General features: G+C 62.6%; 12 protein-coding genes. 3 read left to right on the top strand and 9 right to left on the bottom strand.

Features of this window, described 5'->3' with window-relative positions; translation table 11 throughout:
* Positions 1-3: 3 nt before the first annotated feature.
* The 3 genes from ABL922_RS02455 (at position 4) to ABL922_RS02445 (ending at position 3340) form a co-directional block, all read left to right on the top strand.
* Entirely contained in the window at positions 4-1683 is a 1680-nt protein-coding gene (locus ABL922_RS02455) for an AAA family ATPase (RefSeq protein ID WP_349022618.1), read from the top strand.
* Entirely contained in the window at positions 1683-2609 is a 927-nt protein-coding gene (locus tag ABL922_RS02450) for a hypothetical protein (RefSeq protein WP_349022617.1), read from the top strand. The genes ABL922_RS02455 and ABL922_RS02450 overlap by 1 nt, the downstream gene beginning before the upstream one ends.
* A 497-nt stretch (positions 2610-3106) precedes the next feature.
* Positions 3107-3340 (top strand): hypothetical protein, encoded by a 234-nt coding sequence (locus tag ABL922_RS02445; protein ID WP_349022616.1) that lies wholly within the window; start codon positions 3107-3109, stop codon positions 3338-3340.
* Here the strand turns inward: ABL922_RS02445 and ABL922_RS02440 are convergent.
* From ABL922_RS02440 to ABL922_RS02400, 9 genes are all read right to left on the bottom strand, one after another.
* Positions 3327-6050 (bottom strand): conjugal transfer protein TraG N-terminal domain-containing protein, encoded by a 2724-nt coding sequence (locus tag ABL922_RS02440; RefSeq protein WP_349022615.1) that lies wholly within the window; start codon positions 6048-6050, stop codon positions 3327-3329. The genes ABL922_RS02445 and ABL922_RS02440 overlap by 14 nt on opposite strands.
* Positions 6051-6083: 33 nt before the next feature.
* Positions 6084-7433 (bottom strand): conjugal transfer protein TraH, encoded by a 1350-nt coding sequence (locus ABL922_RS02435; protein ID WP_349022671.1) that lies wholly within the window; start codon positions 7431-7433, stop codon positions 6084-6086.
* 76 nt (positions 7434-7509) lie between these two features.
* Positions 7510-8355: a conjugal transfer protein TraF gene (locus tag ABL922_RS02430; protein WP_349022614.1), complete on the bottom strand. Its 846-nt coding sequence runs from the start codon at positions 8353-8355 to the stop codon at positions 7510-7512.
* Complete coding sequence (locus tag ABL922_RS02425) at positions 8336-10036, bottom strand: conjugal transfer protein TraN (protein ID WP_349022613.1); 1701 nt, start codon at positions 10034-10036, stop codon at positions 8336-8338. Before ABL922_RS02425 ends, ABL922_RS02430 begins: the two co-directional genes overlap by 20 nt.
* Entirely contained in the window at positions 10033-10791 is a 759-nt protein-coding gene (gene trbC, locus ABL922_RS02420; RefSeq protein ID WP_349022612.1) for a type-F conjugative transfer system pilin assembly protein TrbC, read from the bottom strand. Before trbC ends, ABL922_RS02425 begins: the two co-directional genes overlap by 4 nt.
* Positions 10788-11813, bottom strand: coding sequence for a conjugal transfer pilus assembly protein TraU (traU, locus tag ABL922_RS02415; RefSeq protein WP_349022611.1), 1026 nt, complete (start codon positions 11811-11813; stop codon positions 10788-10790). The genes trbC and traU overlap by 4 nt, the downstream gene beginning before the upstream one ends.
* Entirely contained in the window at positions 11810-12466 is a 657-nt protein-coding gene (gene traW, locus ABL922_RS02410; protein ID WP_349022610.1) for a type-F conjugative transfer system protein TraW, read from the bottom strand. Before traW ends, traU begins: the two co-directional genes overlap by 4 nt.
* Positions 12466-13011, bottom strand: a complete 546-nt coding sequence (locus ABL922_RS02405) for a S26 family signal peptidase (protein ID WP_349022609.1) — start codon at positions 13009-13011, stop codon at positions 12466-12468. Before ABL922_RS02405 ends, traW begins: the two co-directional genes overlap by 1 nt.
* Positions 12998-13402 carry a TrbI F-type domain-containing protein gene (locus ABL922_RS02400; RefSeq protein WP_349022608.1) on the bottom strand — a complete coding sequence of 135 codons (405 nt, stop codon included), beginning with the start codon at positions 13400-13402 and terminating at the stop codon, positions 12998-13000. The genes ABL922_RS02405 and ABL922_RS02400 overlap by 14 nt, the downstream gene beginning before the upstream one ends.
* Between the last annotated feature and the right edge of the window lie 5 nt (positions 13403-13407).

Here is a 13407-nt window from a genome sequence, read left to right as displayed (position 1 = left end):
CCCATGCGCCTCAGCCGGATCGAGATCGAAAACTTCAAGGGCATTGGCGCGGCGCAGGCAATCGACCTGAAGCCGATCACGCTGCTGTTCGGCCCGAACAGCGCGGGCAAGAGCACGATCCTGCAATCGCTGCATTATCTGCGCGAAATCCTTGAGCGCCGTAATGCCGATCCGGACCGGACCATTGCCGGCGGGCTGATCGATCTCGGCGGCTTCGCAACGCTGGTCCACGGCCACGATCTCGGCCGCACCATCGTCATCAAGCTCGTGCTCGATGATGTCGATGGCTTTGGCGCCGAGCGTCTGCCGCTGAATTCGGGGGCGTCGCTGGCGGCGGCGGAGTTCGAGAACCTGCCGATCCGCTATCTCGTGGGGGAGAACACCGACCTCAAGGACTATGCCGTGGTGCAATCCCTCGGCGTGAGCATCTCCATCTCGTGGAGCGATCTGCTGGCTGGTCCTTATGTTTCTGCGATCATGGTGATGCTGGACGGAGTCGAAATCGGCACGATCATGTCCCCCGCTCAATCCGGGCAGGCCATACTATCGCGGTTCAACTTCGATCACCCCCTGTTGCAGCGGTATCGCGACGCTGATGCGCCTACCGATCCGGACGATGAGCTGCCGAGACATCCCCTCGCGGACGAAATCCTCGACCTGTCACGCCAGATGTCGGTTAGCGGTGACGTGCCACTGCCGGATTACCGCGTTGGCGTTCAAACCTTCCTCGGCGCGTTGCCCGACCTCGGGCGAACCATGGTCAGCGATCTGCGCGATCCCGAGGCCAGCAAGTTTGAACTGGAAGGCCGAACCCCGCGCGTGCGCGGCCTGAACACTCTGCTGGACGAACTGATGGTCGGCCCGCTGCGGCTAGTGCGCGACTATCTCAGCGCGATGACGTATATCGGCCCGCTGCGCGAAATTCCCAGCCGGAAGTATCGCCCGCGCTTGTCGCCCGATGAATCGCGCTGGGCGCAGGGCCTAGCCGCCTGGGACCTCCTTTACACGGACCCCTCGGGCAAGCTGCTCGATGCCGTCAATGCCTGGCTCGGCGGCGAAGATCGCTTGAAGACAGGCTATCGGCTGGAAAGGTTCCAGTTTAAGGAGGTTCCGGTTCCCGGCCGGTTCCATCAGCTTTTCGAGCGGGGCCTTTCCGAAGACGATCTTGGCGAGCTGCAAGAACTTTACGCCACGATCAGCGCACGTTCCGAAATTGCCCTTCGCGACTTTGAAAAGGGCATCATCGTCGCGCCCGGTGACGTCGGCGTCGGCATATCTCAGATGATCCCGGTGATCGTCGGCTGCCTTCGAAACCAGCAGGGCATTCTTGCGATCGAGCAGCCGGAATTGCACGTTCACCCCGCCATCCAGGTCGGCATTGGCGATCTGTTCATTCATGCGGTTCAGCCGAACGACAGCATGGTCGGCTCCGGCAAGACCTTGCTCGTCGAAACTCACAGCGAGCACATCATCCTCCGGTTGCTTCGACGTATTCGGGAAGCGACCGAGAATGAAGTGCCGCCCGGCGCGATAGGCATGACGCCTGATGACCTCTCAGTGATTTACGTTGATAGTGGGGATGACGGCGTGCGGTTCCGCCCGCTGCGTGTAGATCCGGAGGGCGAATTCATCGACCGCTGGCCGAAGGGCTTCTTTGAAGAGCGCGCTGAGGAGCTGTTCTGATGCTCTTCGAATACGCGGTTGAGCCGCAGGCCATCGGCTCAAGCTGGCAAAACTTCCGTTACCTGATCGAAAAGTTCGGGTTTGATCGCGGGCGGCTGATTTCTCGTTTTCCCAAGAAATGGGAACGGGAGGTTTATGCCGCAGCAGCAGAAATGAAGCCTGTGGAGCGGGCACGCCTTGAGATCGCATTGAACCAAGCGAAGGAATCCAAACTTGTCCGCTCGGGAAGGCCCTATGATCCCGCGATGGGCAGCTGGTTACAAAACGCCATTGCACAACAAGCAGTGGCACCATTCCACGCGATCATAGCTGCGCAGAACCCTGCGGCTCATCCTCAGGTGGTTAAGGTAGATGAAGTGGACGAAAACCATCCTTTGATGGTTTCGGCGCACACATGGGAGGTAGAGCGCGTCGGCGTCACACTCGCATCCGCGCTCAGTCCCCTCCTGAAGTCCGCCAAATCGGTACTTTTTGTCGACCGATTTTTCGACATCAGTAAAGCCCCATACCAGGAGACATTGAAGGCTTGCCTTGAAGCCGTCCAGGCAGCCGGTGGGGCGAGCGTGCGCTGCGAAATTCACTTCTGCGATCACGATAAAAGACCGCCGCCGGAAATAATCGAGCGGGACGCTCACAAGTGGATTCAGGGCATTCTGCCCGTCGGTATGTCGCTCACTCTCTTTAGCTGGAAGGAACGCGCAGGTGGTGCTGATTTCCATGCACGCTATCTGTTGACAGATGTCGGCGGAATAAATGTTGAAGCGGGCTTCTCCGCCGAGGGCGCACATCAAATGGTACAACTAGGACTGCTTCCAGTTGCCTTGGCGCAAAGACGGTTAAATGCGTTCATGCGAAACTCGACCGTTTACGACCTCGTAGGGCCGGTGTTGGAGGTAAGATCCGACGGTAGCGTTCATCGGACTTGAAAAACTCCCTGACTAGACTGCGGCTCCGTTAGCGCATTAAGCTGGATGGAGCCGACTAGGAGCAGACAAGATCAATGTCCGCTTACGGCAAACCTTTTCCTGTTACATATCAGTCGCAAGTGCCCGATATCACGGTCGCTGGTGCGGAGCGGGAATTCCCAATTGTCGCACACTGGCCTCGCATGCTCGGACCAGGGTGCGGCTTTCTCGTCGCTGACCCGCAGGCACTCTTGCGGCTCTCCTTGCCGAACGCCGGCTGGCGCCCAGTCCCGCGCACCTGGCGTTCTGCTGCGTCGAGCCTTGCAAGGGTGCCGTTCCTTGCTGGCTCGCGGTGCGAGCCTGACTCACTGCGTCGAGTCCGCCATCAGCGGGCAGCCGCCCCCCACTAGTGAGGGAGGGGAGTGTGCTTTGGATTGGCGCCGAAGAATGCGACCGTTCCCGAGTATTTTCAGCTTCTCGGCTCGGAAGTTTCTGCTATGTTCCAAAGGAGCAGATCAATGAACGCCATCATGAACGATTTCGACTTCAAGCGCGGTAGCGAACCAGTCCCCGAAAAGTGGGAGGGCTTGGCCGAGCTTGATCGTGCGCTCGCTGAGAACCGTCTGACCGAATACCGTTGGAAGAAGGCGTGGGCCGATCCGATCAATCGCATTGTGATGGTCATTGTCTTCGTTTTGCTGACCGCATTCGTCGGCTACGTGGTGATCAGCGATCTGATCATTGGCCACTAGGCTTCCATTCCTTCACTTCGTCCGCAGCTTCCGCGCTCGCGCCTTTCGCCCCGCCGGTGAGACCCTCAAGGCGTGATCGTTCACCACTAATCCGCTGGCGACCCGCGCCCTGCTGCCCCATCACTTCGTCATGGAGTGCCGATGGCGTTGGCCCTTGCGGAAGGCCACCAGGCGCAGCGATGGAGCCTATCGGCGCCGAGGCACGAACGCTGGCAGGGGTGCTGATCGAAGGGCTGCCAATCGGCGCAATGGGCGGGAGTGCGAGTTCGCTCTCGACCTCTGACTTGATGCTGCCTGCATAGGTTTCGACGAATTTGCGTTGCAGCGCCTGGCCCTTGGGGCTGAGCTGGAAGGTCGTGTCGTCGAACCGGACATCGCCGTAATAGTCTCGGTTGTTCTCGATCTCGGCCATTCCCCATTCGCGGTAGGCTTGGCTGAGGTTGAGGTTTCCGGCGGCATTGCTGCCCGAAAAGAACGACGCCTGATGTTCGAGCCGGTTGCCAGTTTCTTCGGAGCGGCGGGCTTCGAGCGTGCTGGTCTTGGTCTCCGTGAGCGAAGTATTGAGGCCGGCTGCGGTCGAGTGGACCCGGCTGTCGGTCGACGTGCTGACCGTGCGAAGGAAGCCGTCGCGGGTGCTGGTCCAGTTGTGACTATCCGAGATCTGGCGCAGCGTTCCCGAGATCTTGTCGCGGTCTTCGGACGCGATCCCAATGTCGCTGTCGGTCCAGGATTGGTTGCGCCCACCCTTCGCGCCAGCGCTCAGGGTAGCAGGTCCAAAATTGCCGCCGACGCCGGCCGACGCCTCCCCATTCAAGAACCAAGATACCGTGATGTCGTCCGCCGCGCGACGCGATAGCCCGTATTTCTGCTGTAGGACGTTGGAGGCCTGATCGACCTCACTATAGGCGCTCTGCACACTGTCGGAGCTCGAGATGCCGCTGGCGGTCTCGACGCTTTGGCCGCTGTTGGTCTGATCGCGAAGCTCACGGAACTGGGAAATCGAGCTGATCGTCGACTGCTGGGCTAGTGCGCTCTTGGCTTGGCTGTTGGCATGGTAGCCGCTTGCCATGGTCGAGAGGCGCGAGGAGAAGTCTCGGCCGAGCGTCGGGGTAAACGGGTAGCTCGAGTTCGGCAGCTGGTCGTAGGCGGCCTCGGGGTAGCTGGTGGTCTGGCTACCGCTGTCGCTGATCGTGCGGGTCTGCGCCGCGCCGTAGGTAAAGCTTGGCGCGACCGTCCCTTGCGCGAACTGACGGGTCATCACGGTTGAGTTCTCAAGGCTGGTGTTGCCGAGCGCGACATTGCCGGTGCTCGCCTCGCGTGCGGCTTCCTCCGCAGCATTCTGGCTCGGATTGAGATAGGAAGTTGCCTGGTGCGAGATTGCCAACGCGCCTTTGGCGACGCCGCCCGCGAGAAACGGCACCGAGGCAATCAGGTAACCGGCGAGGAGGCCAATGTCGGAATTGACGTCGGCCATGCCGGTGAAGGTTGCAAGGCTGAGCCCATTTGTGCCGGCGACCGCGGTCATGTCGGCGGCGCCTTTATACATCAGCATCATGTGGAGGATCACGAACAGCGGTCCCCAGGCGGCAAGGTAGAAAAACCCGGTGACGTAGCCCTTGAGGGCCAGTGGTCCGGTCTTCGGCAGCAGGAATAGCGGGAACAGCACCGGGAACAGCGCGTAGAACAGCACGGTCAGAACGACATTGAGCAGCGGCACCCATTTCATCGCGGAATTGGCGATCGAGGAGTAGGTCCGCTCGGTCTGGATGTCAGCGCGGGTCTGGGCATAGACATCGACATTGCCTGCACCGCTCGCGCTGCTGAACCCGTGCATCGCCTGGCTCATCGCGTTGATTGTTAGTGTCTGCTTGAACAGGTCAGTAGCGCTCGCCGAAACGCCAGTGAGGTACTGGTAAGCAACCGGCAGGTCCGCAAACAGCTTGGCCTTGGCGAGTGCGGCAGTCTGGCCCGGGTAGAGCTGGCGGCCGAACACCGTACCCATTTCATCGATCAACAAGGTCCACTGCGCGTTCAGTGCGTCATAGGCTTCGCGGCAAGTGATAATCGTGGAGGTGACTTGACCGGTGGTGGCGTCCCGGCTGAGGAAGCGCTGGGCGCGAGCCTGGCTCCCCGGCGCAATCGTAGTCCAGATATCGCCGCTTTCGGCTAGCTGCTTCATCGAATAGCGACCGAGCAGGACATCGTAGAACACGCACTGACGAAAATGCTCGTCGAGGTTCGCGGCAAATTCGGGATCGGAAATGCGCAAGGACCGCGTGGCATCGTAAAGCCGCGCCCCGTAGATCATCCCGTTTTTGGAGTAGTTGAGATCACCGGGGAGGCCGAACACGACCTCGGCCGAGCCGGTCAGGTAGTCGCCAACCTGGCTCGTAAAGCTCGCCATCAGCGCGAGCCCAAGCGGAACGTTGCTGACATTGGCAGGCGCGAGGCTGGGATTGAGCCGGTCGGTGATATGCACGTCGGTGCGCGGCACCATCAGGCAGGTGTACATCAGCGTCGCGCCAAGGAACCAGTTGATCCAGGCGCGCCAGTCCTGATTGAACGCGAGCGTGATCGCCGAGAGCGCCAGCCCCATGACCATGACGACCTGGAGCAGGCTCTTGTAGCCGCCATTGCCGGTCCAGGCGGCGACCGCCTGGAATACATTGACCAGATAGTCGCCGCCGCCAACCGTGAAGATCTCGAGCATGGGATTGGGAGCCTTCTTTGGCTTGAAGAGAAATCAGTTAGTGAGCGCGCGGGTCTGCAAGCCCCGCGACCAGTCGAGCGCGGCGGCCATGCCGGGCGACATCTGCGTCGCGAGCACGTTTTCGATGAACGCGGTCTTCTCGATGATCTGGAGGACCGCATTGACCTTCAAATGCGTGTTGGCTTGCCGGTCGGCGAGCGCTTGACGCACCGTGTTAACTTGGCTCTGCCACATCTGGATTTTGGCTTCGTCGGCGCCAATGAAGCTCGACATCGAGCGCCCGGCCTCGCTGACGATCCGGTCGAGGACCGCAAACAGCAGGTCAACGGAAGCGAGCTCGGCGAGCGTTTCGCGATCGTCGGTCGGCATGCCCCTACCGTAAGCGGCCTGGACGGTGAGGATCTTGTAGAGCGGTACGCTCGAGACCTGGAGCAGCTCCTTTTGCGCCGCGGTGATCGGGGTGTCGTCGCGAATGGCCTGGACCATTCCGTCGATCAGTGCCGAGACGCGGTGGCGCAGTGATTTCGAGACGGGCAAGTTCAACGAACGGAACCCCGGGTCGAGGCACTTGTCGGTTTCGTCGCAGTGGAAGATCAGAACATTGCCGCCGCTGGTCCCATCGAGCAGCGAGGTCACCAGAGTCGAGGAGCTCTCGCCGACGATCGGCACGAACTTGCCCGGCTCGTCATCCTTAGGCGGCACGTAGATGATCGTGCCCAGCAGCGTCATCGCATATTCGGCGAGTTCCTGGTCGAGCGTGCCATTGGGTGAGAAGAACGCCGACTTTTTGAGGATCGTCCAGGTGTAGTTGCGCGGCACGCCGGGATTGACGTCGTCGTACTTGCCTGCGCCCGCTGCAGTAGTGCTCGAGCGTTGCCCACGGGTGCCGCAGCCGTGTTTGGCTGCAGCATAGTCGGTGAAGATGCCTTCCGAATTGCCGATCGCCTCGCAGATCGCCTTGTCGGCAAGGTCGCCCTTGGGCCAGATCCCGCCGACCAGACCTTGCGCCAGTTCGCAGGAGTTGATGTTGAGATTGTTCATGAGCTGCGCCTTCTGCGCGAACTCCTGCATGATCTTCGAGCACTCGGGGCAGACGGTGTCGATCGCGAGGGAGAATGCGAAGCCGACCGCGTTGTTGGCGACGGCCTTGAGCATCGCGACGATTTCGCTCGCGTTGATGAAGCTGAAGCTCCCCGCAAAGATGTCGATCCCGCCGCAGCCGGCACGGGCGCGAGGCAGCTGGAGATTGGCGATGTTGGTCGTCTTCTGCGGGAAACGGGTCCAGACATTGCCGAGGCTGTAATAGCCCGCCGACTGGCCCTGGAATGCGGTTGGACCGTTGACCTGCGCCGCGCCGCCGACGTCATTGAGGAACGAGTCCATCGAACTACCGACATCGGCTTGGAGCGAGGTCAGGGGAAGGGCGGCGACAAGCAGTGCCGCGACGAATTGCTTGAACCTAGTAGTCACGTCCGGCTTCCTTCGAGGTGAGGAGGTAAATGCGGTCCTGGAGTTCGTCGGCGCTCATCACACCGTAACCGATCGGGATCGCTTGACCTTTGGCCGCATCCCAGAGGACCACGGCGGGGGTAATGCCCGGATCGAGCCCCATCCGTTGACGCTGGTTGGTCTCGACAGTGTAGCGCGGGAAGTGCCTTGAGGGCCCGCCGTCGGTCGAGACCGCACGCACCGTGATGTGCCAGGTCGTGGCGACGCCTTGCACGATCGGCGACATGACTTCGCAGGCGCCGCAGCTCTGCGCGAAGAAGTAGAACAGCCCGTAGCGCTCGGAGAGGTGGGCCATCACGCCGTCACGTTCGGTCTTGCGATTGTCCTGCCAGGCCCGTTTGCCGAGGGTCGAGACCGGGCGCTGGAGCGTGTAATCGAGCCCGGGTTCCTGCCAGATCGCGCGCTGCCAGACGTCGCTAAAGAGCGACGCCTGATCGAGCTGGCGGCGCTGGAAGCGGATATAGGCGGTGACGTTTTCGGGGCTGGGCTCGAGGATTGCCTTGGCCTTGAGTTCGCGCAACTCAGCTGTGATCGCGTCCATACGGCTCGTCGCGCTTTGCTGCAGGGGCGGTTGTGGCTCGACTTTTTCGGGTAGCCTGGGCTTGGTGCAGTAGAACCAGTATCCAAGCCGCCGCTCAGCGCAGTAAAACGGGTCCTGGCCGTCCGCAGTTTGGGCGGCGGTTTGGGCGCTCGGCTGATCCTGCGCTGATGCGGGCATTGGGATGGCGAAGAGGCTGGCGGCGAGCAGGCAGACGGCAACGAACCGCCGGCCGCGCTTACGGACGGGCATTGGCATAGTAGTCCTCGATCTTCTGTTGGATCTGGGTGGCGGCCTGGAGCTCGTCGGGAAGCCGCGCGGCATCGGTGAACTCGGCGTAGACCTCGCTGAAATCCATCTTCGAGAGGTCGAGCCGGGCGAACTCGTCAATTGTGAAGCCGAGGCACTGTTCGGTCTTGGGCTTGCCCCACGGCTTGTTCAGCTGGGCCCGACCTTGTTCCTGAAGGATCCGGCTGAGCTTCGATTCAAAGCAGCAGTAAACCTTGCGCTTGGTCAGGCAGACCCCGAGGAACGAAGACGAGCAATAGGTCCCGACATAAGCGCATAGGCCTTGCGCGTCCTTCTCGTGGAGCAGCATTTCCTCGCGGCTACAGCCGAGTGCAACGAGCAGCTGGATACCCGGGATCAGCGGGAAACCCTTGCCCTTGCAGCAGTTGAGGATCCCGAAGACCTTTGACGAGCAGGTCTCCCGCGTGCCCTTGAACAAGGTGAGATTGTCAGCGTCGAACTCGCGGCGGGCCTGGTCCATCGCACCCAGGGCAACGACCGCGTCCTTGAACTCGTCGTTCGGTGTCCGCTCAATCGTCTCGCAGCTTCCGTCGATACAGTAGACACCGCCGTCGCAAATGAACTGATTGGGGTCTTGGGGCTGGTCGGGGACCGGGCAGTCGTAGACCCGCTCGAAGGTGCGGCAAGGCACTTCGTCAGTGATGCAGTATTCCTGGGTCAGCGTGCAGCCGGGCGTGGATGCGAGCGCTTCGCAGTCCTGCGCCGGGCTGTAGCGGTTGCACTGGTAATCGCGGCGCCAGGCCCAGCAGGGCTGGGTAATTGCCACGCCGTCCACGATCCGGGTGGTTGGATCGCTATCGGTGCAGGTCTCGGTTGGACTGGAGCAGTTGCTGTCGGCCGCGAGGCTGGCGCACTGGCTCACATCCTTGCTGGTGGTGACCACATTGCGGGTTGTGACACTGATCGGCGATTGTCCGGTAACCGGAGCCGAACAGGTAAATTCGGCGATGGGATCGCCAGGTTCGGTGCAAATGAACCGGTTGCCTTCCCGATAACCCTGCAGGCAAGGGCCAGGATGGCTGCCTGTCTGGGTGCAGGTCGGAAGCTGGAATGCGGTGCATTCAAGATCGAACTTCGAGCAGTAATAGAGGTAATCGGTGACTGTCGCGACACTGGCCTGCAGCGTCACGGTGCAGCTTTGGGTGCTGCTCTCGACGGTGTAGCCCGTGTTGCAAGTTGCCTTGTAGCGCACGGCGGTGCCGCTCGTGGGTGGAAGCGGCACGCAGCGGCCCTGCGTGCCGCCGACCGCCATCCCGCTGGTGTAGGAAAGCGGGTCTTCGCTGATCGTCTTCGACCGGGCGATCGCTGCGTCGAGGTCGACCTTGTTGAATGTCGCCCGCCTCGCACTCGAGTCCCGCATGGTTTGATAGCCAGTGTTCGCGCTTGCCTGGCTCGCTGCCTGACGCTCCATCGCCTGGGGATCGTCAAAGTAACCCGACTGGCTGGGCGTGCCGGAGTAGCCCGGTACGCGGTCAGCGTTGGGCTGGGTGGTCGCGGCACTTTGTGCGGAGGCCCCGATGTCCTTGCCAAAGGCTTTTCCGTCGGCTTTCGCGGCGTCGGTGGTAGTCTGGGCCTGGGCGATGCAGGGCAAGGCAGTTGCCAAAATGAAGGCAAGGGCGAAGCGGCTCATGGCTGGTCTCCCGTGAGGCGGGCGAGGTGCTGCGCAGCGATCCGAGCGCCGGGGCCGCCGCCGGTCGCAAAGGTGCGCAGTGCGTATTCGGCCGTGACGTTGCCGTTCATCCGGTCGAAGGGCGGCACGCCGCTGGTGCAGTCGAAGCCTGAGCACAGATCGAAGTCGGTCGCGGTGACGACGTAGGCGGGGACTTCGCTGACTTGGAACGCGCGGAACAGGCGCGGGTCGATCCCAACCCCGTCCATGCGCTCACCTGGCCCCAGCACCTTGCCGAGCGCCCCGGTCATGACTTTGGCCGAGCCCTTGGTGAGCCCGCGAAACACCACCACGCCGCCGGCGCGGGTGACATCGTCCATCATCTGACGCAGCGCCTGGGCTGGCATCGACAGCGAAGCAAAGGCGATGAACCGCGGCGCTTCCCCAAGACCGTCCCTGGCCATATCGCCAGCATCGGCGACCATCTTGTCGAAATCGAAGGTGGTATCGCTTTGCGCAGACCGCGGCGCGGCGCCCGCATAGCGGCGGCCATTGGCCTTGCCCGCATCGGCGCTCTGGCTGGCATCGGCGGTGATGGCCTTGGCGCGGTCTCGTGCGGTGACGGCGAGGGCCTCGGCCTCAGCGCTCTGGTCAGCGGCGCGCGCGCGGATCGATGCAAGATCTACTCCCACGTCGCTGGATTGCGCGAGCGCACCGCCGAATGCAGAACTGGCGACAAGGGCAGCGATAGCAAAAGCTTGGAGGGAGGTTTTCATAGCGCGCAGCAATTCCGTTTGCGCCAGACCAGGTAGCCCATGTCCTCGCCGATAGCGGGGTAGACTTGGCCGGCCGACATGAAGGTGGTGGAAGCCCCGATCGGGGCGCAGGCGTAGCGCCCCTTGGTCTGGGGATTGGGATTGGTGGCCTGGAAGCGGTATTGCTGCTTGCGCATCACCGGCATCAGGTACTTGCCGCAAAGCCCCTTGCCGCCCATCGTCCCCCAGGCGACGAGCTCACGGTGAAGCTTGTAGGCAAAGCGCGAGAGCGCGAGCCTTGATGCCTGAACATGGCCGATCGTCGCCGAGACGTTGCCGTTCAGGGGATACATCGAGCCCTGGCAGCCGGCGCACCAGAACAGGCTGTCGGAGGGGAGCTTGGTGGTCGCGAGCACGCAATCGGCAGCGCAGGCGGCGAGCGCGAGCGGATTGGCAAACAGCACTGCTTCGGGGTTGATGATCGCGGTGAGCTCACTGTCCTGCCACAGCGGATCGATCTCGGTGATATAGAGGATGTCGACCGAGCCACTCTCGAGGCAGAGGAAGTCGGCGACCAGTTCCATCCAGTAGATCAGCGGATAGGCATACCAGTGGACATGCCACTGCGACTGGTACTGGGTCGCGCCGCCGACCGCTGACGGCCCCGCCATGGTTTTGAATCCGATGTCGAAGCCCGGATCGAGCTTGAGCCCGCCCAGGTTGACGAAGCACCAGGGCTTCATCGAGACGTCGGCGAGCCGGACCGGCTCCCAGAATCCCATGGCAATGCCAGGACGCAGTCCGCACAGACACACCGGCAAGTCAGGGTTGTCGGGATCGGGGCGATTTGACGGCCAGATCTTCAAGCCCCCGATCGAGATCGGGAACAGGCACGACCAGCAGATGTCGGTGATCGGATTGACGAAGTGTCCGGTGCATTTTCCCGGTCCCGAGGCGGCGCGCGCGGACGGTGCGGTGGCGGCCGAGAGGAATAGCGCCGCGAAGATGGCGAACCAGAAGCGCGGTAGGTGGCGTTTGATCATGATTTCTTCTCCGGGACCCGGCGCGGCGGTTGCTCAGTGACCAGCAGCTGGCGGCCCTGCTGTTCGACCACTGCGGGGACAGCGCGGATCGCAAAGTGTGCGGTGAGCTTGCCGCCCTGGTCGAAGAAGAACCGGCGCTGGCGGCCCTTCATGAGCTCGAGCGGTGCGCCGCTAACCAGAATGAACTTGGCGGGTGTTTTGCCGAAGCGCGCCAGGGCCCAGTCGATCTGCGCCTTGTCATCGCCATTGAGGAATACGAGGGGGCTGCGCAGCGGCACGGTATCGAGCGGATTGACCCGTGTGCCGCGCGCGATGACGGTGCGGCCCTTGTCGTCCTTGATGTCGGTATCGACCGTGATCGTCGGATCGAATGACCAGCGCCGCACGGCACCCGCTAGCGCAATCCCTGCGACCGGGGCGGGGCGGCCCACCCTTGCGATCGTGCGGCGCTTCATTTCGGCATTGAGCTTGGCGGTCTCGCCGCTCGCTTCGAGGTGAAGCAGGCGGGCATGGATCTGTGCGAGCAGGTCGGGCTCGATTACCGGCCAGACCGTGCCATGCTGACCGTAGTCGCGGGCCTGCGCTGAACTTGCGACGACCAGCGCGAGCGCAGTGGCACAAAGCGGAAAAGCGAGGCGCTTCACGGCGGTCATCACAGGACTGGCCTCCCGACCCCGATAACTTGTGGACGGCAGATCCAGCCAATCGCGGCGTAGCGGCTGTCGAACCCGTCTTTGTGCTCGGAGCCGACGAAGTAGCAGTCCTTGGGGATCGTGCCGGTCGGGCCGAGCGGCAGTGGCTCGCCGAGGCGGCTCGCGGCCTTGGCGCGGGCGACGGCCACACCGTTCACGAAGAACGCGCGGTCCTTCTCGGTGACGCGGTCACCTGCCATACCGAGCACGCGCTTGCCGAACGGCTGCGGCTTCGCGCCGAAGTGGCGGGTGACCAGGTCGGAGCGGGGCGGCATGAACACGATCAGGTCGCCGCGTGCGGGTGTGTCCGTCCGATCGAGCCAGATCGCCCAAAAAGGGAGCGACGGGCTGGCATTGATCATCAGCGCATGGGTTTCGGCAAAGCGGCTTGTTGCAGCGAGCGCGAGGGCGCCCGCGCCCACTCCTGCGAAGAGTGCGAGCCGCGGCACTCGCGCGAACTGTCTGCCAATCCAGCTGGGCAAGCGGCGCGTGTCAGCGTGCGTCATGACGCCCTGCTCCTGGTGCTCCAAGGCGCCGCGCGACATCGGCGCGGACCTGTTCGGTGAGATCGGGCACACCGCCAGAGACCACGGCCTCGGCGACGAGCACGGTCCTTCCTTCCTTGCCCAGGGCCTGGACCGAAGCCTCGACCGCTTTGAGGTAGGCGGCGACGCGCGTCTGGGTCTCTTCGGTGGGTCGGCCCGAGCGGGCTTCGGCCTCCACGAAGTCGCCCATTATCCGGGAGAGCTGGACCGTGACCACTTCGCGGCGCCCCAGCATCACGATCTCGCGGGTCGCCCAGGCGCCCCACAGCGAGGATGCGAGCATCGAACCCGCAAGCACCAGCGCAGTCGGAGAGAGCCCGGCGAAGCTGCGCGGTGCGGAGAGTGTTGCCATAATGT

Origin of the sequence: Sphingorhabdus sp. (assembly GCF_040079335.1) — a bacterium.
GTDB lineage: Bacteria > Pseudomonadota > Alphaproteobacteria > Sphingomonadales > Sphingomonadaceae > Sphingorhabdus_B.
This window is presented reverse-complemented; position numbering and strand designations above follow the sequence as displayed.

What these genes read in the sequence shown, in the direction of transcription:
- ABL922_RS02455 (WP_349022618.1), top strand. Translation starts at nt 4, where the DNA reads ATGCGCCTCAGCCGGATCGAGATCGAAAACTTCAAGGGCATTGGCGCG.
- ABL922_RS02450 (WP_349022617.1), top strand. Translation starts at nt 1,683, where the DNA reads ATGCTCTTCGAATACGCGGTTGAGCCGCAGGCCATCGGCTCAAGCTGG.
- ABL922_RS02445 (WP_349022616.1), top strand. Translation starts at nt 3,107, where the DNA reads ATGAACGCCATCATGAACGATTTCGACTTCAAGCGCGGTAGCGAACCA.
- ABL922_RS02440 (WP_349022615.1), bottom strand. Translation starts at nt 6,050, where the DNA reads ATGCTCGAGATCTTCACGGTTGGCGGCGGCGACTATCTGGTCAATGTA.
- ABL922_RS02435 (WP_349022671.1), bottom strand. Translation starts at nt 7,433, where the DNA reads ATGGACTCGTTCCTCAATGACGTCGGCGGCGCGGCGCAGGTCAACGGT.
- ABL922_RS02430 (WP_349022614.1), bottom strand. Translation starts at nt 8,355, where the DNA reads ATGCCAATGCCCGTCCGTAAGCGCGGCCGGCGGTTCGTTGCCGTCTGC.
- ABL922_RS02425 (WP_349022613.1), bottom strand. Translation starts at nt 10,036, where the DNA reads ATGAGCCGCTTCGCCCTTGCCTTCATTTTGGCAACTGCCTTGCCCTGC.
- trbC (WP_349022612.1), bottom strand. Translation starts at nt 10,791, where the DNA reads ATGAAAACCTCCCTCCAAGCTTTTGCTATCGCTGCCCTTGTCGCCAGT.
- traU (WP_349022611.1), bottom strand. Translation starts at nt 11,813, where the DNA reads ATGATCAAACGCCACCTACCGCGCTTCTGGTTCGCCATCTTCGCGGCG.
- traW (WP_349022610.1), bottom strand. Translation starts at nt 12,466, where the DNA reads ATGACCGCCGTGAAGCGCCTCGCTTTTCCGCTTTGTGCCACTGCGCTC.
- ABL922_RS02405 (WP_349022609.1), bottom strand. Translation starts at nt 13,011, where the DNA reads ATGACGCACGCTGACACGCGCCGCTTGCCCAGCTGGATTGGCAGACAG.
- ABL922_RS02400 (WP_349022608.1), bottom strand. Translation starts at nt 13,402, where the DNA reads ATGGCAACACTCTCCGCACCGCGCAGCTTCGCCGGGCTCTCTCCGACT.